The organism is Lentzea tibetensis (assembly GCF_007845675.1).
GTDB lineage: Bacteria > Actinomycetota > Actinomycetes > Mycobacteriales > Pseudonocardiaceae > Lentzea > Lentzea tibetensis.
This window is the reverse complement of record NZ_VOBR01000005.1, coordinates 193387-219300: the sequence shown is the minus strand read 5'-3', so window position 1 is coordinate 219300 and position 25914 is coordinate 193387. Positions and strand designations below refer to the sequence as shown.

At 71.0% G+C, this 25914-nt stretch carries 6 protein-coding genes; 4 read left to right on the top strand and 2 right to left on the bottom strand.

Annotation, left to right across the window (positions count from 1 at the left end; all coding sequences use genetic code 11):
- Window positions 1–13 precede the first annotated feature (13 nt).
- Both FKR81_RS09410 and FKR81_RS09405 read left to right on the top strand, forming a co-directional pair.
- The gene (locus FKR81_RS09410) at window positions 14–1408 is read left to right on the top strand and encodes a hypothetical protein (RefSeq protein WP_146350585.1); all 1395 of its coding nucleotides are present in this window, start codon (window positions 14–16) and stop codon (window positions 1406–1408) included.
- A gap of 61 nt (window positions 1409–1469) precedes the next feature.
- Complete coding sequence (locus FKR81_RS09405) at window positions 1470–2483, top strand: glycoside hydrolase family protein (RefSeq protein ID WP_146350584.1); 1014 nt, start codon at window positions 1470–1472, stop codon at window positions 2481–2483.
- 2 nt (window positions 2484–2485) lie between these two features.
- Here the strand turns inward: FKR81_RS09405 and FKR81_RS09400 are convergent, their stop codons facing one another.
- A complete protein-coding gene (locus FKR81_RS09400) occupies window positions 2486–3724 on the bottom strand; it encodes a hypothetical protein (protein WP_146350583.1) in 1239 nt (412 codons plus the stop codon).
- A 108-nt stretch (window positions 3725–3832) separates the two neighbouring features.
- On the opposite strand from FKR81_RS09400, the gene FKR81_RS09395 reads away from it, so the two are divergent.
- Together FKR81_RS09395 and FKR81_RS09390 are read left to right on the top strand one after the other, a co-directional pair.
- Window positions 3833–6616 (top strand): AfsR/SARP family transcriptional regulator, encoded by a 2784-nt coding sequence (locus FKR81_RS09395; protein ID WP_146350582.1) that lies wholly within the window; start codon window positions 3833–3835, stop codon window positions 6614–6616.
- 46 nt (window positions 6617–6662) lie between these two features.
- Window positions 6663–7535: a hypothetical protein gene (locus FKR81_RS09390; RefSeq protein WP_146350581.1), complete on the top strand. Its 873-nt coding sequence runs from the start codon at window positions 6663–6665 to the stop codon at window positions 7533–7535.
- Between the two features lie 64 nt (window positions 7536–7599).
- Here FKR81_RS09390 and FKR81_RS09385 read toward each other — a convergent pair whose 3' ends face one another.
- Window positions 7600–25911, bottom strand: a complete 18312-nt coding sequence (locus tag FKR81_RS09385) for a glycosyltransferase (protein ID WP_146350580.1) — start codon at window positions 25909–25911, stop codon at window positions 7600–7602.
- Window positions 25912–25914 lie beyond the last annotated feature (3 nt).

Genomic DNA, 25914 nt, shown 5'->3' with positions numbered 1-25914 from the left:
GGAGCTGGGGACGATGTCCTTTCTTCAGAGGGTGATCAGCTGGACCGGGGCCGCCACCATGGCGCTCGGCCTGGTCGTGCTGACGCCGGTGGGTGCCGCGCAGGCCGCGCCGCCCACACCGGACTTCGGTCCGTCGATCGACGCCTACGCCCAGTACGACGGGCAGAAGAACTGCGAGGGGAGCGCGAAGCCGGGGCCGATCGGTGTCCGGGACCTGCTGAACGCGACGTACGGCAACCACACGTCGGGGATCAGCCGGAACTGCAACGGCACGGTCAGCGAGCACCACGAGGGCCGTGCGCTCGACTACCACTTCAACTACTTCGACGGGAACGACCGGGCCAAGGCTGAGGACTTCCTCGGCTGGCTGCTCGCCACCGACCAGTACGGCAACGGCCATGCCATGGCCCGCCGCCTCGGCGTCATGTACGTGATCTGGAACAACCGGATCTGGGAGGCCTACCGGCCGGGTTCCGGCTGGCAGCCGTACAGCGGCGACAGCCCGCACCAGGACCACGTCCACATCAGCTTCAGCTGGCCGGGCGCGCTCAAGCAGACGAGCTGGTGGAGCGGCGGCAACGTCTCGGTCGAGGGGACCCCGGCGGCCGTGTCGATGCGCGACGGGCACCAGGAGGTGTTCACCCGCGGCGGAGACGGCCAGGTGTGGCACAAGTGGTGGTACGGCACCACCTGGAGCGACTGGGCGCCCATGGGCGGCGGCGCGGTGTCCTCGGCTCCGGCCGCGGTCTCCATGCACGACAACCACATCGAGCTGTTCGCCCGCGGTCCCGGCGGTGACGTGCTCCACCGGTTCTACTACGGCAACGGCTGGTCGGACTGGTACAGCCTGGGCGGCAACATCGTCGGCACGCCGTCGGTGGTCTCGATGCGGCCCGGTCACCTCGAGGTGTTCGCCCGCGGCACGGACAACCAGATCTGGCACAAGTGGTGGTACGGCAGCACCTGGAGCGAGTGGGCGCCGATGGGCGGCGGTTCGGTGACCTCGTCGCCGTCCGTGGCGTCGATGACCGACGGCCACCTGGAGCTGTTCGTCCGCGGTCCCGGCGGTGACCTGCTGCACCGGTTCTACTACGGCAACGGGTGGTCGCCGTACCACAGCCTCGGCGGCTCGATTCAGGGCAGCCCGTCCGCGGTCTCCATGTACAACGGTCACCTGGAGGTGTTCGCCAGGGGCAACGACAACGCGATCTGGCACAACTTCTGGTACGGCAACGGGTGGAGCGGCTGGGGGTCGCTGGGAGGATCGCTCAAGGACAGTCCGTCCGTCCTGACGATGCGCCCGAACCAGCTGGAGCTGTTCGCCAGGGGGACTGACAACGTGATGTACCACAAGTACTACTACGACGGCGGTCAGTGGAGTCCCTGGTACGGCATGGGCTCTGTCTGATCTGATCATCAGGGCCGCCCGGTCACCCGACCGGGCGGCTCTGCATCGATGGGGGAAAGTCATGCGCGGCAAGGTTCTGGCGATGTCACTCGTCCTGCTGACGACCGCACCGGCTTCAGCCGCGGTCACCTGGGGGCCCGCACGGCAGACGTACGCGCCGAGCAGGCCGCAGATGTACGCCTACGCGCCGGCGGCGATCACCGAAGGCGGCCAGAACTACGTGTACACGTGCCACAACGACACACCCGGCGTGATCACCGACCACGTGTACTTCACCCGGCTCGGCGTGCCCCGCGAGGACCGCAGCGTGCTGCGGCCCGGCGCGTCCGGCTGGGACTCCACGCACACCTGCGACCCGACCGTGATCGCCGCGAACGTCCGATATGGACAGACGGACTACCGGTACGTGATGTTCTTCCTCGGCACGGACCACGCGAACACGAACAACCAGATCGGCGTGGCGTTCGCGAACAGCCTCGGCGGCCCGTGGGTGAAGCACCCAGAGCCGATCGTCACCACGCCGTTCGGCCCGGACATGTGGGGCGTGGGGCAGCCCAGCGCGACCACGATCAACCCGGCGACCGGCGAGCTGATGCTGTTCTACAGCCAGGGCGGGCCCACCACCGAGTCCTACTTCCGGTACGTCAACGTCGGTGACATGAGCAGGCCGGTGGTCGGCGATCCGGTGCGCATCACGAACGAGGGGCTGGGCGGCGACGTCCTGCACAACTTCGACGTCGCCTACGACCCGAGCCGCGACCGGTTCTACGCGATCCGCGAGGCCGCGCCCTACCCCGCGGACGAACCTTCGTACATCTCGGCGCGCGTCGAGGTCGTCAGCATCGACGGCGCGAGCGTGTGGGGCGGCACCGGCCGGTGGACCTCGGAAGGGTTCATCACCTCGGCACTCTCAGGGTTCCCGCGCAACCACAACCCCGGACTCCTGCGCACCGTGTACGGCACGCTGCCGTCACCGAACGAGGTGACGGCCGTCTTCTCCGTCGCGAAGACCGGGTCGTTCCCGGAGTCGCTGTGGAGCTACCGGTTGTGGCAGAGCACGGGAACCCTGAGATGAGCTCAGCCGATGCCCGACCAGTCGCTCCACCCGGCGCCGTAGTAGAACCGGTGCAGGACGGAGTTGTCGTGGCCGCGGGCGAACAGCTCCAGGTGGTTCGGCTTCATCGAGAGCACCGACGGGGACGAGGCGATGGTGCCGCCGCCCATGCCGCTCCACTCGCTCCAGCCCTGGCCGTACCAGTACCGGTGGTAGAGGTTGCTGTCCGTGCCGCGGGCGAACACCTCGAGGTGGCCGTTGTACATGGAGACCGCCGCTGGAGCACCGGTGATGCCGCCGCCGAGGCTGTAGTAGGGCGACCAGCCGTTGCCGTAGTAGAACCGGTGCAGGAGGTCACCGCCGGGACCGCGGACGAACAGCTCGATGTGCCCGTCGGTCATCGACACCGCCGAGGGCGTGGAGCCGACGGTGCCGCCGCCCATCGGCGCCCACTCGCTCCAAGTGCTGCCGTACCACCACTTGTGCCAGATCTGGTTGTCCGTGCCGCGCGCGAAGATCTCCAGGTGGCCCGGTCGCATCGACACGACGGACGGCGTGCCGGTGATGCTGCCGCCGAGGCTGTACCACGGCGACCACCCCTGGCCGTACCAGAACCGGTGGAGCACGTCACCGCCATTACCGCGGGCGAACAGCTCGATGTGGTTGTCGTGCATGGAGACCGCGGCCGGGGGAGAGCTCACCTGGCCACCGCCGAGCGAGTCCCAGCCCGACCAGGCGCCGCCGTACCACCACTTGTGCCACACCTGGCCGTCCGCGCCACGCGTGAACACCTCCTGGTGCCCGTCGCGCATCGAGACCGCGCTCTGCGCGGTGTCGTTGCGGTACCGCTGAGCGGCGTCCTGCGCGGTCGCCATCCAGTACGCGTAGCAACGGGGGTTGCCGCGGTCCTCGCAGTTGGACGCGGCCCAGTTCGACTGCCAGTTCGTGCCCTGCGCGGACAGGTCGTACGCGGCCCGCGCGTTGTTGGAGGCGACGAGCAGGTCGCCGTACTTCGCCACCCGCTCCGGGTACGCCCTGACCTGCCACAGGCCCTGGTCGTCCGGGTTCGGGCCTCTCTCCCACGTCTTGCAGTGCGACTCGGCCATGCCGATCGCGATCGCCTTGACCAGCGCGTCGTCCCGGAACCCCGCGCTGTAGCCGTACTCGGCGCACACCGGTGCGCCGTACTCATCGGCGCCGGCCGCCTGCGGCCACACCACCAGCCCGGCCAGCGTCAGGAGCGCGAGCACGAGTCTCTTCACCGAATACCCCCAGATGTCGCAGTCGACCGCCGATTGTCCCCAGCGGCGAACGTCTGATTCTGGACGAATTCTGGACGCCGTGATCAGCGGCCCGTCTATGCTGCGCCGGTGCGGGTCGGGGTGCTGGGGTCCGTCGAGGTCTGGCTGGACGGGGAGCGACTTTCCATCGGAGCGCCGCAGCAGCGGTGCGTTCTAGGCGTACTCGCGCTCGAGGCGGGCGAGGCCGTTCCGCTCGACCGGCTGATCGACTGCCTCTGGGACGACGACACTCCTCGCGACGCCCGCGGCCTCGTGCACGGGTACGTCTACCGGCTGCGCAAGGTGCTGGCGCCGAGCGGCATCACGATCGCTCGGACGGCCGCCGGGTACACCCTCGACGTCGCCCGTGACGACGTCGACCTGCATCGATTCCGAAGACACGTGCGTGCGCGCGAGCACCGGGAGGCGCTGGCGCTGTGGCGCGGCGACCCGCTGGCCGGCGTGACCGGCACGGACGTGCTCGCGCGGTTCCGCACGGCGCTGGTCGAGGAGATGCTCGCCGCCGTCGAGGAGTGGGCCGACACCGAGCTGGGGCGCGGCCAGCACCGCGAGGTGCTCGGCGAGCTGACCGCGCTGGCGGCCGACCACCCGCTGCGGGAGAAGCTGGTCGCGCTCACCATGCGGGCACTGCACCTGTGCGGGCAGCAGGCCGAGGCGCTCCAGCGGTTCGACCGCACGCGCAGGCTGCTCGCCGACGAGCTCGGCCTCGACCCCGGCGAGGAGCTGCGGTCCGCGCACGAGCAGATCCTCCGCGGCGCACCGGCCGCGGACGCTCCGCGCGCACCGGCCCCGGAACCTCCGCGCGGCGCCAGCACGTTGCCGTTCGCCGTCCCGGACTTCACCGGCCGCCAGTCCGACCTCGCCTCGCTGACCGCGCCGCCGTCGGGTGGCACGGCCGTGTGGGCGATCGACGGCATGGGTGGCGTCGGCAAGAGCGCGCTGGCGATCCACGCCGCGCACCGGCTCGCGGACCGATATCCCGACGCGCAGCTGTACCTCGACCTGCACGGCTTCACACCCGGTCGCGCGCCGCTCGACCCCTCCGGCGCGCTGGCCGCGTTGCTCGGCTCGCTCGGGGTGCCCGCCGACCGCGTCCCGGTCGAGGCGTACCAGCGCGAGCTGATGTGGCGCACCGCGCTGGCGGACCGGCGCGCGGTGGTCGTGCTGGACAACGCGGCCGACGAGGACCAGGTGCGGCCGCTCATCCCCGGCGCGCCGGACTGCCTGGTCCTGGTGACGAGCAGGCGCCGGATGGTCGGGCTCGACGGTGCGACGCCGTTGTCGCTGGACGTGCTGCCCGCCCCGGACGCGGTGGCGTTGTTCACCGCCGTCGCCGGCGACCGTCCACCGGGCGAGCGCGCCGCGGTGCTGGAGATCGTCGAGCTGTGCGGTGGCCTCCCGCTCGCGATCAGGCTCGCCGCGGCCCGTCTGCGGCACCGTCCGCAGTGGATCGCCGAGGACCTGCTCGACGTGCTGCGGACCCAGCAGGCGCGATTATCCGGCCTCGGCGCGGTCTTCGCGCTCTCCTACGAGCACCTGGAGCCCGAGCGGCAGCGGGTGTTCCGCGAGCTGGGCGGGCATCCCGGCAAGGACTTCGACGCGTGGGCCGCCGCCGCGATGGTGGGCGTCTCCCGTTCCGATGCGCGCGAGCTGCTGGAGGACCTGCTCGACGACCACCTGCTCGAGCAGAAGACCCGCGGCCGCTACGAGTTCCACGACCTGGTGCGGCAGTACGCGCTGACGCTCGTCGGCAGGACCGCCACCCGCGGGCTGCTCGACTACTACCTGAGCGTCGCCGACCACGCGGCCGACCTGCTCCAGCCGGGGCGGCGGCGCGTCGAGCTCCCGCCGCTGGAGGAGCCCGCGGACGTACCGCCGTTGTCCGGCAACGACTCCGCGCTCACCTGGTACGCCGCCGAGCACGACAACCTCGTGGTGCTGGTCGAGCACGCGGCCGCACAGGGACTGCACGCGCACGCCTGCGGGCTGTCCCGCGACATCGGGCACTACCTGATGATCACCCACCACGTCGACGACTTGCTGCGCACGCAGGAGATCTCGGCCGCCAGCGCGCGCGAGCTCGGCGACCCGCGGCAGGAGTGGCTGAGCCTGCACCAGCTCGCGCTGACGAACTACATGGCGTGCCGCTACCGCGCGGGACTCGAGCACGCCACGCGGGCGCGGGCGTTCGGTGAGGCGTCGACCCTCGCGGTCGAGGGCCTGCTGCACCACCGGCTCGGCGATCACCGGGCGGCGCTGGAGTGCCACCAGACGGCGCTGGAGGTCGCGCAACGCGAGCAGGACTACCGGGTGTCCGCGATCTGCCTCGCCAACATCGGCCGGACGCTCGTCGAGCTGGGGGAGCTCGACCAGGCCCGCGACCACCTGGAGAAGGCGCTCGTGCGCAGCAGGGAGATCGGGGAGCGCAACGAGGAGGCGTCGAACCTGACCACGCTCGGCACCGCGCTCAGCCTGCTCGGCAGGCACGCCGAGGCGCTCGTGTCGTTGCGCGCGGGGCTGGCGCTCGCCGAGGAGCTGGGCAACGTCCACTACGCGGTCCGGGGCGCGATCGAGCTGGCCGACGGGCTGCGGCTGGCCGGTCGTGCCGCCGAAGCCGAGTCGCACGCGCGGCACGCGGTCGAGGCGCTCGGCACCGGCCGGGTGCTCGACCACCTGGCCGAGGCGCACAACGCGCTGGGCTCCGTGCTCGCCGCACTCGGCGATCCGGCGGCGCGGCGCCATCACGAGACCGCGCTGGCGCTGGCCGGGCAGATCGAGTACCGGCGAGAAGCGGAGCGGGCGACGGCCGCGCTGGCCCACAACCCCGCCACAGGGGCGTCACAACCCGAGTAGCCCTGACTGTGCGTGTCAGCTTCACCTCCAGTGAACGGAACACGCGATGAAGAAACTCTTCGGTGCACTCGCCCTCGTGGTGGCGGCGGGCGCGTTGACCGCTCCGGTCGCGTCGGCCGCACCGGCCGCCGCAGGCGACGTGCAGACGCAGGCCGCGTTCTACTCCGGCACCATCGCCGCGGGCGGTACGCAGACCTGGCACTGGAACAACGCCAACCCGCACACCACGTCTTACGTCGTCGGCCTGTCCCCGAAGGGCGCGAGCACGACCGCGGACTGCCAGTTCGAGGTCATCAAGACCTGGTACGCGCAGCAGTACGGCGGCGAGCGCGAGTTCTGGTGGACCATCAAGAACGTCGGCGGCATCGCGTGCGCCACCGACATCAACCTGTACGGGCTGCCGAAGACCGCGTCGTGGTCGTCCGGTGGGATCGACTCCAACGGGTACAAGACCTTCCACTGGAACAACGCCAACCCGGCGAACGCGACCTACGTCGTCGGCTTCGCGCCCAACGGTGCCACGAACTCCGCGGCGTGCCAGTTCGAGACCACCCGCGAGTGGTACGTCGAGCAGCCCGGTGGTGAGCGTGAGTTCTACTTCACCGTGCACAACCTGGGTTCGATCGCCTGCACGGCGGAAGTCCTGCTGTCGGCCAAGACGACGAACACCTCGTTCTCGACCGGCTACGTGCCCTCAGGTGGGAGCGCGGGCAAGACGTGGAACAACGCGAACCCGCTGACCGCCGCGTACGTCGTCGGGTTCTCGTCGGTGACGCCGAACTGCCAGTTCGAGGTGCTCCGCTCGTGGTACGCGCAGCGGATCAACTCCACCGGCTCGACGGAGCGCGAGTTCCGGCACACCATCCACAACGGCGGCCCCGTCGGCTGCGCGGCGACCGAGTACCTGGCCACCGCCTGACCTCGAAGTGCCGTCAGGGCCGCATTCGCAACGTTCAGCGTTGTGAATGCGGCCCTGATGTCGTTCAGCGGTGCGGGGTCAGCCACCAGCGGTACTGCTGGACCTGTGCGATGTGGACGTTGAACTGCCGCGCGATGTCCGCGTCGCCGTACCCTTGGTGCAGCATGCCGACGATCGACATCGCGACGGTGAACGGATGCCAGAACTGGCCCGCGAACTGGGCGACCTCGTGCTCGGTCGGCCTGCGCAGCGGGGTCCACCGAGGGGGTGCCGTCGGTGCGGGCGGTTGCGGGGCCGCGGGGTATCCGGTGTGCGCCGGGGGTGGTGCGGTGTAGGTGGGTGCCTGCTGTTGCGGCCTGGTCCACGGACCGGCCGCCGGACTGCCAGGAACGGTCAGCACCTCGCGCGCCGGATCAGCCGACGCGGTGTTCGGTGCCCGCTTCGGTGCGGACGGCGGCACCGGCCCGCTGGTGTCGACGCCCCGGATGCGGTCGCGGTGCTGCGCGACCGTGTCCGCGTCGCGGAACATGTCGCTCAGCTGCTGCATCTTCTTCGCGGCGTCGCTGTTCGCGGCGTACTCGAAGTGCCTGCCGTCCCCGGTGAGCTCGATGCCGAACTCGCCGGGCTCGAACATCCTGGTGAACGAGTTCGGGCCCTGCTGGACGACGCCGTCCGCGTCGGTGAACACGCTGTTGGTCGTGTAGGACGAGAAATCGGCCTGGTAGTACTGGTGGAACTCGTGGAACAGCTGCTGCGCGGCGGCCGGGTTCCCAGGGGCGATCTTCTGCGACAGGTCGTGGATGAAGCTGAAGGCCTCGTCCGCGGAGATCTTGTTGCGCAGGTAGAAGCCGAACGGGTCGGAGTCCACGACGGCCCTCGCGGCCTGGAACTCGGTCTCGTGCTTCGCGTCGCCCCACAGCCCGCGGTAGCGGTCCATCATCTGCACGGCGAGCTTGTGCTCAGGCTCGGCGTCGTGCTTGCCCTGGCCGTCGCCGAACTGGTTCTTGGCGTTGTTCTTCTCGATGTCGTGGAACAGGATCGCCTTGGCCAGCACCTCGGGCTTGATGAGCCGGTTGGCGGGATCCTCGTTCACGGTGAGCGTGAAGTACTGGCCCAGCACCATCTGCGCGTGCTCGTAGAAGGTGTACGGGGTCTTCGCGCCCGGCTTCCGGCCCGGCTCGAGCTGCGGCGCGGTGGCGACCTCGGCGAACTTCGGGCCGAGCTCCGGGTACAGCGCGATGAGCTGGTCGACGACGACCTGTGCGTCGCGGTCGGGGCTGTTGATGCTGTTGCTGAGCTGCGCGCCCGCCACGCGTTGGCGTTCCAGCTCCTGCGGGCGTTCGGTCTTCCACTGGTGGTAGGCGTTCTCGAACGGGGCGGCCTCGCCCTGCACCCTGGTGTTGAAGTCGAGCCCGATCCGGTCGGAGTCGGCGGCGATCAGCGCGCCGATCTCCGCCTGGCTCGCGATCTCCGGCACCTTGGCCATGATCTCGTTCACCTCGGCCGGATCGACCGGGTCGAACGTGAACCCCTGGAGTGCCTGGTCGGCCCGCGTGTGCGCGTTCTGCGCCACGGCGGTGGCCATGGTCGCGCGGAAGCCGGGGTCGGCCAGCGCCAGCGACTTGTTGTCGCGCAGCTCGGTGACGACGTCGGCGGACAGCTTGGGCAGCACCTCGTTCGACACGACCGCCTTCAGCTGGTCGGGACTGGTGCTGGCCAGGTCCTTGCCGGTGAACGCGTCCAGGGCGCCGGTGACGACCTCGCCGAGCACCTCGTCCTGCGCCACGGCGGCCAGCCGGTCGGGATCGATGTTCGCCTGGACACCGGGTACCGACTGGTTCGTCAGGTGTCCCGCGACGTTCTCGCCGAACTTGGTGAGCCGGTGCCCGCTGAGCCAGCCGGCCTTCGCACCGCCCTTCTTCTCCCCGTCCAGGCTCGCGAGGTTCGTGAACTCGGCGGTCAGCGCCGCTGTCATCCGGCCCTTCAGCTCGGTCGCCACGCGGGTGCGGCTGGCGTCGTCGAGCAACGCCAGGTCCGGGTGCTGTTCCACCTTGGCGGCGAAGTCGTTCACGGTGGTGGCGATGACGTGCTCGGAGAACGTGCGGACGGCTCCTGACTTCGGCTTGAACCCGGTGCTGATCAGGGTCTCCAGCTCCGCTCTGGAGTCGATCTTCCCCTTCATCAGCTTGATCGCGTTGTCGATGCCCCTCGCCGCGTCGCGCGCGGCTTCGGGGGTGACCTTGGCGATCGCCTTCTGCAGTGCGACGTCGTCGACGTCTGGCGCACCGTTGGCGGCGAGGTGCTGCCGCAGCGCGTCCGGCGCCGTGGACAGCACGTCGGTGGTGATCTTCTCGACGTTCGCCGACGCCGGCCCGACCTCGTTGAGGAACTGGTTGAGCCGCTTGACCCGCTGCTCGTAGCTGTTGTCCTTTGTGGACTGGCTGGCGCGTGCGTTGGGAATGGACTCGGCGTCCGGTGCGATCAGCGCGAGAGACACGTCCTGGTTGCCCTGCTGCCAGGTGACGTGGTGCTCGCGCAGCTCGGTGGCGATCTCGTGCAGCCGGTGCGCGTCGTTGCGGAAGCCGTCGAACTTCCACGTGCCGTCGGCCTGCTTCTCCCAGGAGAACCACGGGTCGTAGGCCTTGCCGAGCGCGTCGGTGCGGAAGTCGGCGCCGATGCCGAGCCGGCCGTACAGCTCCTTCGGCGAGACGATCCGCCCGGCGCGGTCGGCGTGGTCGAAGCCCTCCGCCGGGTTCGACGGGTAGCTGATCAGCGAACCCTTTTGCGCGTGCTTGATCAGCTCGTCCAGGTGGGCGCCGCCGATGCCGAACTGGTTGGGCTCGCCGCGCTGGTCGACGTTGTAGGTGTCCGTCTCGGCTGTCGCACCGGGTGCGCCCTCGACCGTGGCTCCCTCGGTGACCTCGGTGAACGTGTCCAGCGGCACCAGGAACGAGCGCAGCACCGGGCGCTTGACGGCCGGGTTGGTCGAGCTGATCGGCTTGCCGCCGTCGGTGTGCTCGTACTTGGCCAGCCACTGCAGCGCCCGCTGCGGACGTCCGGCGCCCGCCCACAGCTGGGCGTTGTTGCCGGGCCCGATGCGCAGGTTGCCGTCCGCGTCCTGCTGGATGTCCTTGAAGGGGGACGTCTGTTTTCCGGGCATGGACATGTCGAACAACGAGGGGTTGACCACGGCCGTGTAGATCCGGACGTGGTGGACACCCGCGATCGTCTCGATCTCGAACTCGCCGCGGTGCACCGTGCGCCGCTGCTTGTGGACCTCCAGCTTGGTCGGACCGGGGTACGACACCTCCGGCCGTCCGATGTGGACGTCCTCCATCGTCGCGTGGTACCCGTCGGCGGTCTGGACGACGTGCACCGGCTTGCCGGTCGCCTTGTTCCCGTGCTCGGTGAACCTCCCGTCCGGTCCCAGCACGAACAACCGCGCGTCCGCCGCCTTGGCGATCTGGTCGATGTCGGTCTTGCCCGCCATCTTCGCGACCAGGTCCTGCTGCGCGTTCGGGTTGTCCGGCGCCATCGTCGCGGCCAGCGCGTTGACGAGCGACCCGCCGGACACGTCCGCGGTGATCGCCCCGTGCTTGTCGAGCATGGTCTGCTGGTTCGGCGTGACCGGCGCACCGGGCAGGCCGACGCTCGTGTCGAACGCCGTGGGCAGCATCAGGTTCGGCGAGGCCAGCGCGTTCGACCGGGTCTCGATCAGCCACAGGTTGCGCGGCTTGATCTCCACGTCCGGCGCGTCGATGCCGTCGGTCATCGGCGCGTTGTCGTGGGCGACGCGCCCCGTGCCGACGATCTCGACGGTGCCGTCGGTGTGCGTGACGGTCTTGCCGTGGGAGTGCTGGAAGACGGGCTTCGCGCCGTCGGTCTCGAAGTACTCGTCCTGCAGGCCGAGGAAGTGCCCGACCTCGTGCGCCAGCCTGCGGGGGTCGGTGTCGACCGGCCAGTTGAGCTGGTTGGCCCGCCCGTCGGGCTTCGTGATGGTGATGTGGCCGTGCGCCTCGGCCGGGTTGTTCGTGAACTCGACGGTGACGTGGAACTGGTCACCGCTCGGCAGCCGGTGCCCCTGGTTGAACAGGCTCTCGACGCCGCTCTGCGTGCGGGCCATGAGCGCGTCGGCGTCGGGGCCGGTGCGGTCGAGGTAGATCTTGACCGTGTAGTCCTGGACCTTCGTGCCGTCGACCTCGAACGTCCGCTTGTCGTAGGCGATCGGGCCGCGCCACGCGTCGAGCTTGATCTCGCCGGGCTTGACGGTGCTGCTCGTGAGCACGCCGCCGTCCTCCGAGCGGACCGTGCTGATCGGGGCGTAGTCGCGCGCCTGCCGGATGTCGTTGGCGGGCACCGGGTTGTCGGGCCTCGCCCAGTCCGCGGTCGGCGCGGTGCTGTGCCGCCACGACTCGTCGCCCAGGATCGGGTGCGGGGCCTGGGGCTTGTCCGAGGTGATGACCGTGTCGGTCACCTTCTCCGACTTCGGCGGCTCCGGTGGGACGTAGCCCTCCGGGCGCTTGAGGTCCCAGTCGACGTGGACGTCCGCCGCGTCCGGACGGCCGCCTTCCGCGACGGTGACGGCCACCAGGTCGCCCAGCTCGTCGGTGAGGGCCGCCTTGACCACGGGGGCGTTGCTGCCGGAGACCTCCACCTTCGGCGGCTGGTAGCCGAGGCCGGCGCGCTTGGCCGTGGCCTCGGTGAGGTCGGCCGCGAGGGCGTCGATCTCGGCCGACTGCTGCGGGGTGAGCGACGTGGTGCCGGGGGTGAAGTCGAAGGAGCGTTCGGGGGAGGGGCCGCGCGAGGCGGGCGTCATGTCGGGGGACACCGAGACCGGCGCCACGTCCGGGGATGCCGGCGCGGGCGGTGGCACGGAGGCAGCCGGCGACGAGGGACCGCGCGTGGTCGGCGCCGGGCGCGTCATCGGCGCGGACCGCGTGCTGGGCCCGGCCGGCGCGTTCGGCGCGCTCGGCGTGTTCGTCGATGTGCTCGGGATGGTCGGCGTGCTCGGGTTGGTCGCCGTGCTTGGGACGTTCGGCGTGCTCGGGATGTTCGGCGTGTTCTGCGTCGTCGACGTGCTCGGCACCGCCGGTGCGGCAGGCGGGTTGTTGTAGTTCTGGACCTCCTGCTCCACCGCGGTCTTGGCCTGCCACCACGCGCCCTGCGCGGTGTCGGCGTTGGCCCGAGCCTGGTTGACCTGGGCCTCCACCGCGTTGAACTGGGCGACGATCCCCTGCTGCGCCTGCACGGCGGCGTCGTGCGCCTGCTGGGCCTGGTCGCGCGCGGCCCGTGCCTGCTGGGCGTTGTTCTGCGCGTCCCGCAGGTTGTTGGCCGCCGTGTCGAGGTTCGCCTGCGCGGTGCCGAGGTCGACCAACCTGGTCGCGTGGTCGGTCCTGGCCTGCTCCAGGTCGGTGGCCGCCTGGTTCGCCTGCTGCTGGGCGACGCCCTGGCCGAGCACGGCCTGGTCGTACGAGGTCTGCGCGTTCGCTGCCCTGCCCTGCAGGTCGTTGAGCCGCGTCTGCGCGGCGTCGCGGGTGCTCCGGGCGTTCCTGAGGTCGTCGGCGAGCCTGGTGCCCACCGCGTCGGGCGGGGTGCCGGGCACGTGGTTGTCGACGGCCTGCTGTGCCGAGTGGACGGCCGTCTGGGCGTTGCCGAGGTCGGTGGTCGCGCCGGTCACGCGTTCGTTGATCGCCGCGAGGGCGTCGGCGGTGAGACCGACCTCGATGCCGGCGCCGGTCAGCGACTGGTTGGCCAGGGTGGCGGCGAGCTCGCGATTGTGTTCGGTCCGTGCGGCGGTGTCGGCCGCCGTCTGGGCGTCGTCGAGGTCCCGCAGCGCGGTGTCGTGCTCGGTCTGCCGGGGGCCAAGCTCTCTCGTCGCGTCGGTCACGCCCTGTTCGGCCGCGTCGAGGTCACCGGTGCGGTCCAGCACGTCCGTCGCCGCCTGCTGGATGCCGGGCGCGAGGTCGTTGATCGTGCCCTGGGCGTCGTGGCGGACGTTGTCGGCGGCGACCTCCGCGTCGCGCCACGCCTTCGCGGCGTCCTTCACACCCGTCTGCGCGGCGTCCAGTTCCGGCGGCATCGGCCGGTTCAACGCGGCTTCGGCGTCGGCCGCCAGCATGCGCACCTGGGCCGAGCCGGGGACGTTCAGGTCCACGACGCCAACACGGCCGTTGCCGAGGTCGGCGACGACGCGGTACTCGACGTCGAACTGGACCAGGCCGGTGCGGCCCTGCGGCTTGAGGTTGTTCGTCTTGTTGTGCGTGGACCCGCCGGACACCGCCGAGCTGTCCTCGCTGCCGTGCCTGATCTCGGCACCGCCGGTGGAGAACCCGATGTCCGGTGCTTTCGACGACACGCCACCGGTCGCCGCGCCCAGCGACACGTCGCCGGTCTCGGTGTGCTTGGCCTCGCTGGACGTCGTGCTGACCGTGGTGCGCGGGTTCTCCAGGTTCACGCCGTCGCTCAGGGCGTCGAGCCTGGGGTTGACCAGCTTCGCGTAGACCTTCACGTTCGCGTGCTGGCTCACCGTCAGCGCTGCTTCGTGCAGGCCGGGCACCTCGAGCGCGCCGTCCAGCATGCCGGGCAGGTTGGGCTGCAAGGACTCCAGCGAGAGGCCCGACTGCAGGGCGTTCATCGAACCGGTGCCCTTGCCGGTGATGCCCGCGTTCGCGCCGGCGTTGGTCAGCGCGCGCACCGCTGCGTCCTGCAACGCCTTGGCACCGCGCAGGTTCTCCACCGACGCGGACGGCGGCAGCACGGCCGGGTCGGCGCCGGGTGCGGGGCCCGCCTGCTGCCAGGCGAGCGCGTGGACCGGATCGCCGTGCGCCGGGGTCTTGTCGATGGGTGTCGCGGTGAACGGCGCCGGAGCGGGCGCGGTGATCTTCTGGTTGTCCGCGAGGGTGCGCACGGACATGTCCACCTGACCGCTGGTCGCGCTGCCGACCTCGGTGTTGCCCTTCTCCACCACGAGCTCGAACGTGACGGGCACGGTGTAGCGGACCGCGGGGCCGGTGCCCGCGCGCAGGTGGCCGACCTGCTTCGTGGTCGAGTCGGTGGTGGAGTTCGAGTGCGCCTGGCCGATGTTGGCGGCGCCGACCAGACCCACGTTGCCGGACAGGTTCGGGTTGCCGGTCGAGGGCAGGGCGGTGCCCGGCACCTTGAGCCCGACACCCCAGCCGGTGCCCTTGCCCTTGCCGTCGGACACCTTGTGCGTGCCGCTGGTCGTGTGCTCGATCTCGACGCCGTCGTTGACGGCGCCGTTGAACGTCGGCGTGCCGAGCGTGGCCTTCAAGGTCACCTGGTAGGTGTCCTTGCCGAACACACCGGGGTCGTGCACGAGCAGCGGGACGCCACCGTCCAACGCGCTGTCCACCAACGCCTTCACGCTCGCGTCGGAGGTGAGGTCGGTGATCCGCTGCAGGTTGTTCATCGAGTCGTTGAGCACCGACGGCGGCAGCAGGTCCGCGCCGAGGTCGCCGAGGTCGGTCTTCAGCTGCGGCACCAGGTTCGTCAGGTCCGGCGCCTGCTCGACGAGACCGAGGCCCAGCGCACCGGGCTCGTTCGGACGCAGCGTGGCGGGCGGCGCCATGGTGCCGTGGTTCGCCGGGGTGTGGTTGCCGACGTCCGGCAGCACGCCCATGTCCCGCGCCACGTCCTCGCTCACCCGGACGAAGACGCCGCCGGGCAGGTTCACGACCGAGCCCGCGACGTTCGGCGTTCCCTTGTGGAGGGTGTTGCCCGCCCGGCTCTCGCCGACGACCGTGATGTCGGCGTCCATCTGCACGAGCACGGTGCGGCCGCCCGCGGGCGTGACCCTGTTGCGATCGACGTTGCCGCCGATCTCCGTGGCCTCGGTGGAGGACTTCGACCACGGGGTCCACTTCGCGGTGGCGCCGAGCGCACCCGCGCCGACGGCCCCCTTCGTGGGCCGCATCGGCGTGTTCAGTCCGGCGGTGAGGTCGACCGACTGCGCGCCGGTCTTGCTGTCGCCTGCCTTGAACCCGCCGCTGTGCGCGTTCTCCGTGCCCGTGTCGTCCGAAATGGACACCAGCTTCGGGTTGCCGAGCTGGACGGACATGCCGATCGCGCCGGTGCGGTCGTTGACCCGGCGGCCGTACTTCATGCCGCCCTCGGTCATGCCCTTGCTCGCCAGCGCGGGCAGGTTCGCCTTGATGTTCTCGGGGCTGAACAGCTTGTCGATCCGGTTGCGCGCCTCGGTGCCGGGCACGGTGATCGCGGAGTCGCCGTGCGCCGCGGAGTTCAGCGCCGCGATGGCCGCGTTCTTCACGGTCTCGGTGTTCGCGACCGCCTCGACGTGCAGGATCTGCGGCGCAGGCGGTTTCGGGGTCGTGAGCAGGGTCTGGATGTCGGGCGGGTTCACCGTCGTGGTGGTGGTCGGCGCGCCGGGGGTGAACACCACGGGGTCGGACGACATCGCGGAGCTGTCCGACACCCACAGGTTGACCTGGCCGGTGATCGCGGGCAGGTTCACGCCGGTCTTGGCGACCGTCCTCGGTTCCGGCACCTGCCGGAACGGCGAGCCCGGCGTGACCCGCTTGACCCACGCCCGGTTGCGGCTGAACGTGGTGACCTCGACGTCGAACGTCACGTCGTGCTGGAACAGCTGCGCGTTCGGGCTGCCGACGTTCAGCTGCGTGCTGCTCACGCTCGGTCCGGCGGTGGTCTTCGTCGCCGTGGAGCTGTTGTACTTCGCGCCCACCGTGGGCGTGGGCGTTGCGCTGGTGCCGCCGCTGGCCGACGGGATCACGACCTTGCCCTCGACGCCCGCGTTCCAGCCCTTCTGGGTGGCCGTCGAGCTGTCCAGCTTCGGTCCGGTGGACGCGGCACCGCGGACGTTGCGCGCGTCCGCCTGGCCGAGGTGGACCGGGTTGGTGACCCGCGCCTTCACCGTGATGTTGACGAAGTCGTTGGTGGCGTTGCCCTGCTTCTTCAGCTGCACCTGCACACCGGAGCCCAGCAGACTGTCCATCTGGGACTTGAGCGCGGCGGGCGACAGCTCCGTGGTGAGCTTGCGCTGGTTCGCCAGCTGGTCCGCGAGGTCCTGCATGTTCTTGCCGGACGCACGTGGATCGCTGTTGGTGGCGAAGCTCGGCACGAAGTGCTCGAAGCCGGGGATGTTCTTGAGCGCGTTCTCGACCTGGCTCTGCACCTCCGCCGCGGGGGCGAACGTGCCGACCTTCACGTTGCCCGCGGCCGCGGCGCTCGCCAGGTAGGGCGGCGGGAACTTCGGCGACGGGGTCGGCGTGGCCAGACCGGGTTGCGTGCCCGGCGGGACGGGCAGGGTCGCGGCGCTCGCCTCGGGCAGGCCGACGCGCACGTGGCCGGTGGCGGGGACGTGCACCGCCCTCCCGTGCGGCGTCTCGAACTCGAGCCGCATCTTGACCTGGTAGAGGCCGGTGTCGCCCTTGATCTGGATACCGGTCTTGGCCGTCGTGCTGGTGCCCGCGTTCGACGACTCGGTGGTCTTCGCGGAGTAGCCGGCGGTGGCACCGGCCGTGCCGCCGACCTGGCCGGCCACCGCGGCACCGCCGCCCACGGTCACGCTCGCGTCGAAGCCGCTCTTCGTGCTGGCGCTCTGACCGACGCTCGTGCTCGTGGATTCGTGCAGGCGCAGCACGGTGGTCGGGTTGGTGCCGACCAGTTCCACGCTCAGCGGCACGGCGCGCATGCGGACCACACCGCCGCGGCTGCCGTGCGGGCTCACGAGGTCCGGTGAGGTGACCCAGCCGTTCAGCGCGGCACCCAGGTTGTCGCGGATCGTGGTGGGGTCGAGGAAGTCCTGCAACGCCGCGCGGCCCGGCGCGCCCAGCCTGGTGACGCTGGGGTGCAGGTTCTCCGAGATCTCCCGGAACGCCTTGGCCGTGTCGATGTCCGTGATGGCTTCCGGCGCGGGGTGCTCGAGCTTCGCGCCCCAGCCCGCCGCGGGCGCCACCTCGGTGAGGCTCGGGTCCGGCGGCGTCATCGTGCTGAGGTCCTGCGGGATCTGCAGCGTCACGTCCTGCGGGGCCGTCGTCACCGGGGTGCCGACCTGGTTGCCCTGTGCGTCGGTGAGCGTGACCGTGTAGGTGACCGGGACGGTCGCGCTGGTCGAGTTCTCACCGGAGCGGATGGCGCGCTGGTCCGCGGTGGACGTGCCCGTCGTCGTGCTGGTGACCGGCGTGGCGAGCGACGCCTTGCCCGCGATCGACGCGTACGGGCCGACACCCGTGGTGATGTTGACCGCGCCGCCCACGTCGTTCGACGTGCCGATGGTGCCGGTCTGCGCGGTCGCGTTGCCGCTCTGCGTAGTGAGGTCGACCTTGGTCTTCGGGTCGGCGAGGGTGCCGTCGGTCCCGGTGCCCATCGTCGCCTTGACGTTGGCCTCGAACCAGTTGTTGCCGACCTTGATCTGGAAGTCGCGGCCGTTGCCGAGGAACGACTCGAGGTTCTGCTCCAGCGCCGGGGCGATCTTGTCGATGCCTTGGGGCGCAACACCCCTGGCCGGTGGAACCAGGCCGGTGACCGCGGCCGTGACCTCCGGGCCGCCGTTCACCGACGTCGGCGCGATCGTGCCCAGCGCCTTGCTGTCCTGGAAGAACGCCGGGAGGTTCTGGTTGGGCAGCACGGGGCCGGGGTTGGCCGGAGGCTGCACGACCGCGGGGTTCTGCACGACCGCGGGGGTGGCCGGGTTCGGTGTGACCGCGGGATTGGCGGACGCGCCCAGCGGCACCATGGGAATGGGGGCCTGGGGAGTCGTCGACGTGCTGGTGCCGGGTGCCGGCCGGGTGCGCGGTGCCGGGTCGGCGGTGTGCGGCCGGTAGGAGGTCTTGCCGTCGGCGTCCACGACCGCGTCGATGTGGAGAGCGGACTCGGGACGGGGCTGCTTGCGGCCGAACGGGTCCAGTGTCGTGGTGGAGCCGTCCGCGTTGTGGATCACCAGCGGCGCCTTGATCTGCGTCGCGATCATCCGGCCCGCCAGGTCGCGGGCGTTCGCCGCCCGCTGGGCCTCGATCTCGGCTCGCGCGTCCACGTCCTCCTGGGCGTCCATGGTCACGTCGCCGTCGGTGTTGTTCTCGATGGCGACGTCGCCATCGCCCCGCCACGCCGGCGGGATCGCGGGCTGCGGCGCCGGGCCGTGCTCGACGAAGGCGTTGACCAGGTCGCCGTTGGAGAACTGGTTGTCCTGCATGAACTTCGCGATGTCGCTGTTGAGCGCGGTGGACGCGTTCGCGGCACCCCTGGTCGCGTCGGCCCGCAGGGCCACCGGGGAACTGTTGGCGGGGTTGCCCCGCGCGTCGTGCACGGCCTGGAACAGGCCGTCCGGCCGGGGCGGGGGCGCGGTGGGCAGCACCTCGTTCTGGAGCTGGCCGAACTTGCGCGTCACCGCGGCCTTGTTGTCCGACATGGCGACGTTGAGCGCGGTGACGGTCTTGTGCTGCGGGTCGATGCCCGCGTGGACGTCGGCGAAGTCGCCCGGCAGCGGCGTGGAGACCGTCTGGTTGAGCGTGTTGTGCGCCTGCCCGCCCAGTGCCTTGGAGTCGGCGGCGGGCGGGTTCCAGGCACCCGGCCGCAGCGGTTCGCGCTGGAGGTGCGGCCGGTCGGAGAACTTGTCGCGCATGTTCGCGAACTTCGTGTCGCCCTTGGCCGCCTTCGCGTCCCGCGGGTTGTCCGCGCCGAAGTAGCGGTCCATGACGTTGGGCAGCGCGGCGTGCGTCTGCGGGACCTTGCCGTCCACCGCGAGACCCATCGCCAGCCGGGACAGGTCCGTCTCCACCGCGCCGGACACGAAATCCGCCGTGAACACGGGGCCGCGCACGGGGTTCCGGTTGTTCTGCGCGTCGGTCTCGATGAGGGACCTGATCGACTCGGGGTCCGCGGCCGGGCCGTTGTCCGTGGTGTGGATGTCGACGAGCTCACGGCCGTTGAAGTCGTTCATCGTCTTGCCGAGGCCGGTGAACTCCGCGCCCGCGTTGCCGAACCGCACGGAGGGGTCCACCAGCGGCACGACGGCGTCGACGAACAGGTTCGGCTCCGGCGCGTACGGCAGCAGCGGGTGCGTCTCCGCCTGCCGCTGCCGCGCGTCCATGTCGTCCTTGATCGCCTGCTCGAACTTCGCGGCGAAGCCGTCCTCGTTGACCTTGGTGCGCGCCTTCTCGAGCTGCGCCTTCTCCTTGGTGAGGTCGCCCAGTTCCTTCTGGAGCGACTTCTCCACCCGCTTGCCGAGATTGGGCTGATCCAGCTGGGCCTCGATCTGGGGCACCCTGGTGTCGATGGCGGCGACCCGCCGGTCGATCCGGGCGGTGGTGTCGGCGACGAGCTGCGCCGGGTCGCCGACCCGGTAGCCGCCGCTGACCATCAGCGGCCGGGAGGGGCCGATGTCGGGCGAGTTCAACGACTGCGCGACGTGGCTGAAGACGTGCTCGCCGGACGGCACCGCGCGGGACGCGGGGTCGAAGTCCTGGATCGCGAGGTACGGGTGCGTGCCGTTGCCCTTCAGCGCGCCGACGGCGAACTGGGTGGCGGGACTGGTCATCGTCTGGTTGCGCATGTCGCCGAACGGGAAGTCGGCGTTCGCCGCGATCGTCGGCAGCTGCACCAGCGCGATGGGCTCGGTCCTGGTGGAGATCGCCGTGTTCGCGTCGTTCAGCGCGGCGGCCATGTCGGCGTCCTGGCCCACCCGGCCGTTCACGCCGATCACGATCGCGATCTTGCCGTCCAGGTCGCCCGCGTTCTGCACGACGCTGTCGATGACGGCGTCCAGGTCGCCCAGCTGGCCGTGGCCGACGATCATGTTGACCACGAACGACGGCGGGTTGTTGTTCCCGACGCTGTTCTTGAGGTCGGCGAGGTAGCCCTCCTTGGTGGGCAAGGAGACCGGGCCGGTCGCGAGGTCCGCGAACGCCTGGTTGTGCACGGTGTGCTGGACGTCGCTCAGCGACAGCGTGCGGATCTGGTCGGCCACCGCGTCGACTGCCGCGTCCGAGTCGGCCGGTCCCGGCTGGGTGTCGGCCTGGCTGTCGGGCTGGGTGTCGGGCTGGGTGGCCATCTCGACGTCCGCGTCGGGGCTCTCGAACCGCGGCTTCTTGCTGGGCCCCGCTTCGACATCGCTGTCGAAGTCGCTCACCGGCGCGGGCCTGCTCGACGGGGCCGGCTGCGCGTCCGGCCTCGGCTGGGGCGTGGTGGCCGGGCCCGGCGTGTCCAGCCGGGTGTCCGGCACCATGACCTGGCTGTTGGCGGTGTTCTCGATCAGCCACAGGTGACGGGGGCGCAGACCGGGGTCGGTGCCGAGCACGTCCGCGCCCATCATGCCGCCGTCACCTGCGTGGACACCGGAACTGGTGTCGTGGTTGAGGAAGACGCGCGTGGAGTCGCTGTACTCGTCCGGGACGCCGAGGTAGTGCAGCGTCTCGTGGGCCAGCACCTCGGGGCTGGCGCTGGGGTTCCAGTGCAGCTGGTCGGTGTTGGCGTCACCGACCTCGATGGTCGTGTGCGCGTCCGCCGCGTTGTCGGTGAACTCCAGGTTGAGGTGGAACTGGTCGCCGCTGGGCAACCGGAAACCCTGGTTCAGCAAGGAGTTCACGCCGTTGCTCGCGTTGTCCCGCACCTGTTGCACGACCGCGGGGTCGACGTTCGCGCCCGGCTGGAGGTGCACCTTGACGGTGTACTCCTGCACGAACTTGCCGGGAGCGACCTCGATCCGGCTGAGGTCGTAGTTGATCAGCCCCTGGTAGGACTTGATGTTCGACGGGGTGCTGTCCGTCGTGACGTCGGCGACGACCGTGTCGACCGTGCGGACGTTCGCACCGTCCCTGCGGTCCGCCCACGCGTCCGGGGAGACCGGGTCGTTGGCGGCGAACCAGTCGGCCGTCTTCGCCGGGTCGTGCCGCCACGACTCGTCGCCGCGGACGTCCTTGCCCTGGTGGGCGTCCGGGGTCGGCGGGGCCAGCGGCGGCGGCGCCCCACCGCTCTTGACCTTCGGCGGTGCCGTGGTCGCGGGCGGCGGAGGTGGCGGCGCGGCCGGGATGTTCGGGTTCTGGTTGGCAGTTGTGTCCGGGGCGGGGGTGGCCGCGGGGGCCGGGGCGGCGCGCTCCTGCGGGGGTGCCACGGTCGTCGAGGTGTCGGCCGACGGTGCGGGCCTGCTCGACGGGGCCGGCGTGATGTCCGTGTCGAGCTGGTTCTCGCTCTCCGGCGTGACCCACTCCAGGCCGGTCCAGGCGTTCTTGATGTCCGGGTCGAACAGCGCCTGGTAGTCGGTCTTGCCGACCATGGGCACCGGATGCGGCATGTACGACAGGTTGATGCCGAGGTCCAGGTTGCCGGGGTCCGCGGTGAAACTCCCGATCAGCCCGGTCGACGGGGCCAGCGAGCCGTCGATGAGGACGTTGGGCCCCGACACGTCGGGCGCCTGGTTCTTCAGCTCGCCGGGGAGCTTGGCCGGTCCCACGAGGTTCTGCAGCGCCTCGTACTTCTTCGGGATCGTGTCGGCGAACGCGTTGATGAAGTCGGAGTTCGGTGGCGCGACGATGAAGTTGTTGTTGAGCTCACCAGCGCTGTACCGGATGTCGGCGGCGTTGTTCACGTTGCCGGGGGTGAGGTTCGCGCCGGGGTCGCCCAGTGCGTTCTGCACGCTCTGCTGGTCGCGCAGACGCGGCGCGAACAACGGCACGTCGTCCGGCCGCATGCTCATGTCGCCGATGTTGTTGAGCGACACCGAACCCGGCCGGATGTCGACGTCCACGTACACGCCGCCCGCGTTGGCCAGCACGGCGTATCGGGCGATGTCGGCCGCCAGGTTGTAGGCCTTCGCGTCGTCCGCCTTCGCGGCGTCGTAGATCTGGTTGAGCGTGGTTTGGTTCGGGTTCTGCGCGCGGTTCTGCACGTCGTTCGACAGCTGGTTCACCAGGTCCGGCGCCGTCGAGTTGATCTCGATGCCGGCGTCGGTGAGCTGCTGGACCACGGCCGGGTTCCAGTTCGCCGAGGACGAGTCCGTCCACAGCGTGGCCTTCCAGTCCCCGTTGGTGTTGCCGACCTCGGCCGCCCACGCGAGCATGCCCTCGACCGCGCCGGGCTGCGGCGTGGGCCCGAACCACGCGAAGTGGATCTGCTTCGGCACCTCGACCTTGGCGGGGTCGGGGTTCGCCGCGACCTCGTTGTTGTAGTGCTGGGTCAGCTGCGTGTGCAGGTTCGAGCCCGGTGTCAACCGGTTGATCAGGACCCGCGCCTTGGCGGGCTTGCCCCCGACCACCGCTTCGCTGATCTTCGTCTGCAGGTCCTGCACGTTCGCCGTCGTGAGGTCGGCGTTCGGGTTCAGCAACGGCTGCCACGCGTTCTGCGGCGCGGGCGGCGCGACCGGCGTGACGGTGGGTGCGCTCGTCCCGGGCTTCGGCTTGAACAGGCCGGCGATCTTGTCGATGCCGAGCCACTTCTTCAGCTTGGCCCGCTTCGACCCGCCGCCGGATCGCGGCTGCGCCTGGTACGGCGCCGCGGCCGGACTGGTCGCCGGGATGACGTTGACCGGCGGGTTGACGGACGTGCCGGGGTTCGCGCCCGTGTTGATGCCCCTGCTGGTGCCCGGCGCGGGGCGCGTCATGACCGGTGGCGCGACGGCGATGTCCGGCGTGACGCCGGTGTTGGCCGGAGGTGCGGAGACCGGAGGTGCGGACACCGGCGGGGCGCCCGCGGGCGGCGCGTTCGTGCCGGGCGTGTTGACCGGTGGCACGTTGGTGCCCGGTGGGTTGACGGGCGGCGCGTTGGTGCCGGGCGGGTTGACGGGCGGCACGTTGGTGCCCGGCGGGTTGACTGCGGGCGTGTTGGCGGCCGGTGCGTTGATGGGCGGCGCGTTGCTCGCTGGCGGATTGACTGCGGGTGCGTTCGTGTTCGGCGGGTTGGCCGGTGCTGGCCGCGACTGCACGGGCGGCGGTGCCGCGTTGGGGTTGGGCGTGGTCGCCGGCGGCGCCGTGTTCGGTGTGTTGATCGAGGGTGCGTTGGTAGCCGGCGTGTTCACCGGCGGGGTGTTCACGTTGGGAGCGTTGACCGACGGCGTGTTCGGTGTGTTGACGGACGGCGTGTTGGTGGCTGGCGTGTTCACCGGTGGCGCGTTGGTGCCGGGCGCGTTGGTGCCCGGTGCATTGACCGGAGGCACGTTGGTGCCCGGCGGGTTGACTGCGGGCGCGTTGGCTGCCGGTGCGCTGACCGGCGGGGCATTGGTGGCTGGCGGGTTGACCGAGGGTGCGTTCGGGTTCGGTGCAGCGACCGGCGGGTTGACCGGCGCGGGCCGCGACTGCACGGGTGGCGGTGCCGCGCTGGGGTTGGGCGTGGTCGCCGGTGGCGTCGTGTTCGCGTTCGTGCTGGGGGCGGCCGGTGGGGCACTCGTCGGCGGGATGTTCGCGCTGGGCGAGTTGGCCGGCGGTGTGTTCAGGTTGGGAGCGTTGACCGGCGGCGTGTTGACCGGCGGAGCGGCTGGTCGGGGCCGCGACTGCACGGGCGGCGGCGCCGTGTTCGCGTTGGGCGGTGCCGCCTGCGGGACGGACGGCGAGCTCGGCGGAGCCTTGGTGATGGTGCTGTCCGGCGTGGGCGGCTTGGGTGCGTCGAACACACCCTTGCCGGTGCCGGGCGCGACGAACTTGCTGGACCTGTCGCCACCAGCCCCGGCGGCCGGACTCGCGCCCGGCGCCATGGGCGGAGCGACACCGGCGTTCGCCGCCGGGCTCACGGCCGGGTTCGGCGCCGGGGTGACGCCGCCGCGCGGGCCGCCGGTCGACGGCGTCGTCACCGCGCTCTGCGCACCAGGCGCCGGGGAAGTGGCACCAGGAGCGGGGGAAGTGGCACCAGGGACACCCGGAGTGGACGGAGGCGTCACGCCACCCGGCTTGGGAGCCGGGGGCGGGGTGGACGCCGAGCCGGGCGGAGCCTTGGTGATGGTGCTGTCGGGCGTGGGCGGCTTGGGTGCGTCGAAGACGCCCTTGCCGGTGCCGGGCGCGACGAACTTGCTGGACCTGTCGCCGGTAGCGCCGGCGGCCGGACTCGCGCCCGGCGCCATGGGCGGGGCGACACCGGCGTTCGCGGCCGGGGGAGCCACCCCGGCCCCCAGCGCGGAGGAGATGTTGCGCGGGCCGCCCGCGGAGGGCGACGTCACCGCGCTCTGCGGCCCCGGAGCAGTGGGAGTCACACCGGGCTTGGCACCCGGAACACCCGGAACACCCGGAGCGGCACCGGGAACACCCGGAACACCACCGGACTTGCCACCGACACCAGGCGCCACGCCGGGCGCACCGGGAGCGCCAGGCCCCGGAATACCGGGCTTCCCACCGGGAACAGCGTTCGCGGCACCGGGCAACGTGGGCACCGGACCCACGCCCTTCCCACCAGGAGCACCGGGCTTGCCACCAGGGGCGTTCGTCCCACCCGACACCGCGGGCACCGCCCCGACCGGGCCACCCACCGGCCCGGTCCCCGGCTTGCCACCGGGAATCCCACCGGTGGCACCGGAAACGTTCGGGATCGGCCCCACACCCTTGCCACCGGGAGCGGCACCGGGCTTCCCGCCAGGCACACCACCCGCACCGACAACAGGAGGTGCCGACACACCAGGCCCACCAGGCCCCTTCACGCCACCAGGCGCACCGACGGGGCCGCCGCCCTTGACGTTCGGTGCCTGGGACACGTTGGGCCCGCCGGGCCCCTGCACACCACTGGGCGCACCAACAGGGCCGCCCTTGATGTTGGGTGCCTGAGAAACGTTGGGACCACCGGGTCCCTTGACACCGCTGGGCGTGCCAACCGGGCCGCCCTTGATGTTCGGCGTCTGGGAGACGTTGGGACCGCCGGGCCCCTTGACACCACCGGGCCCACCGACCGGTCCACCGGGCACGACAGGCGGCGCGGACACGTTGGGCCCGCCGGGCCGGGGCGCGACCGGCACGTTCACGCCGCCGTTGGGCGGCGGCTTGTAGTTGGTGGACGTGTCGATCGACTTGATGGACGACGAGTTGTTCGTGTCCGTGCTGACGGCCGTGTTGGCGGTGGCCTTCAACCCCGCCTGCACGTCGCCGAACGCCTTGGCGCCGCGGTCGGCCTGGGCGATCGCGTTGTCGTTGGAGGCGTTGAGGGAGGGCACGGCGAACAGGCCGATGGGGCCCAGTGAGTTCGTGCCGAGGTTGAGGCCGCGCAGGCCGCCGGAGATGGTCGACAGCCGGGACTGCAGGTCACCCGCCTTGCTCTGCAGTCCCGACATCGACGAGTCGCTCATGGAGAACCCGGAGTTGCCGGTGGGGCCTCCCGTGCCGATCCCCGCGGGCGGCGCCGGGGGTGGCGGCGCCGGGTTCGCGTTCGGGTTGCCCGACGGCGACGGGTTGGGATTGGCGTTCCCCTTGGCCATGAG

Excerpts from the sequence above, each read along its gene's own strand:
- FKR81_RS09410 (WP_146350585.1), top strand. The coding sequence starts at position 14 with ATGTCCTTTCTTCAGAGGGTGATCAGCTGGACCGGGGCCGCCACCATG.
- FKR81_RS09405 (WP_146350584.1), top strand. The coding sequence starts at position 1,470 with ATGCGCGGCAAGGTTCTGGCGATGTCACTCGTCCTGCTGACGACCGCA.
- FKR81_RS09390 (WP_146350581.1), top strand. The coding sequence starts at position 6,663 with ATGAAGAAACTCTTCGGTGCACTCGCCCTCGTGGTGGCGGCGGGCGCG.
- FKR81_RS09385 (WP_146350580.1), bottom strand. The coding sequence starts at position 25,911 with ATGGCCAAGGGGAACGCCAATCCCAACCCGTCGCCGTCGGGCAACCCG.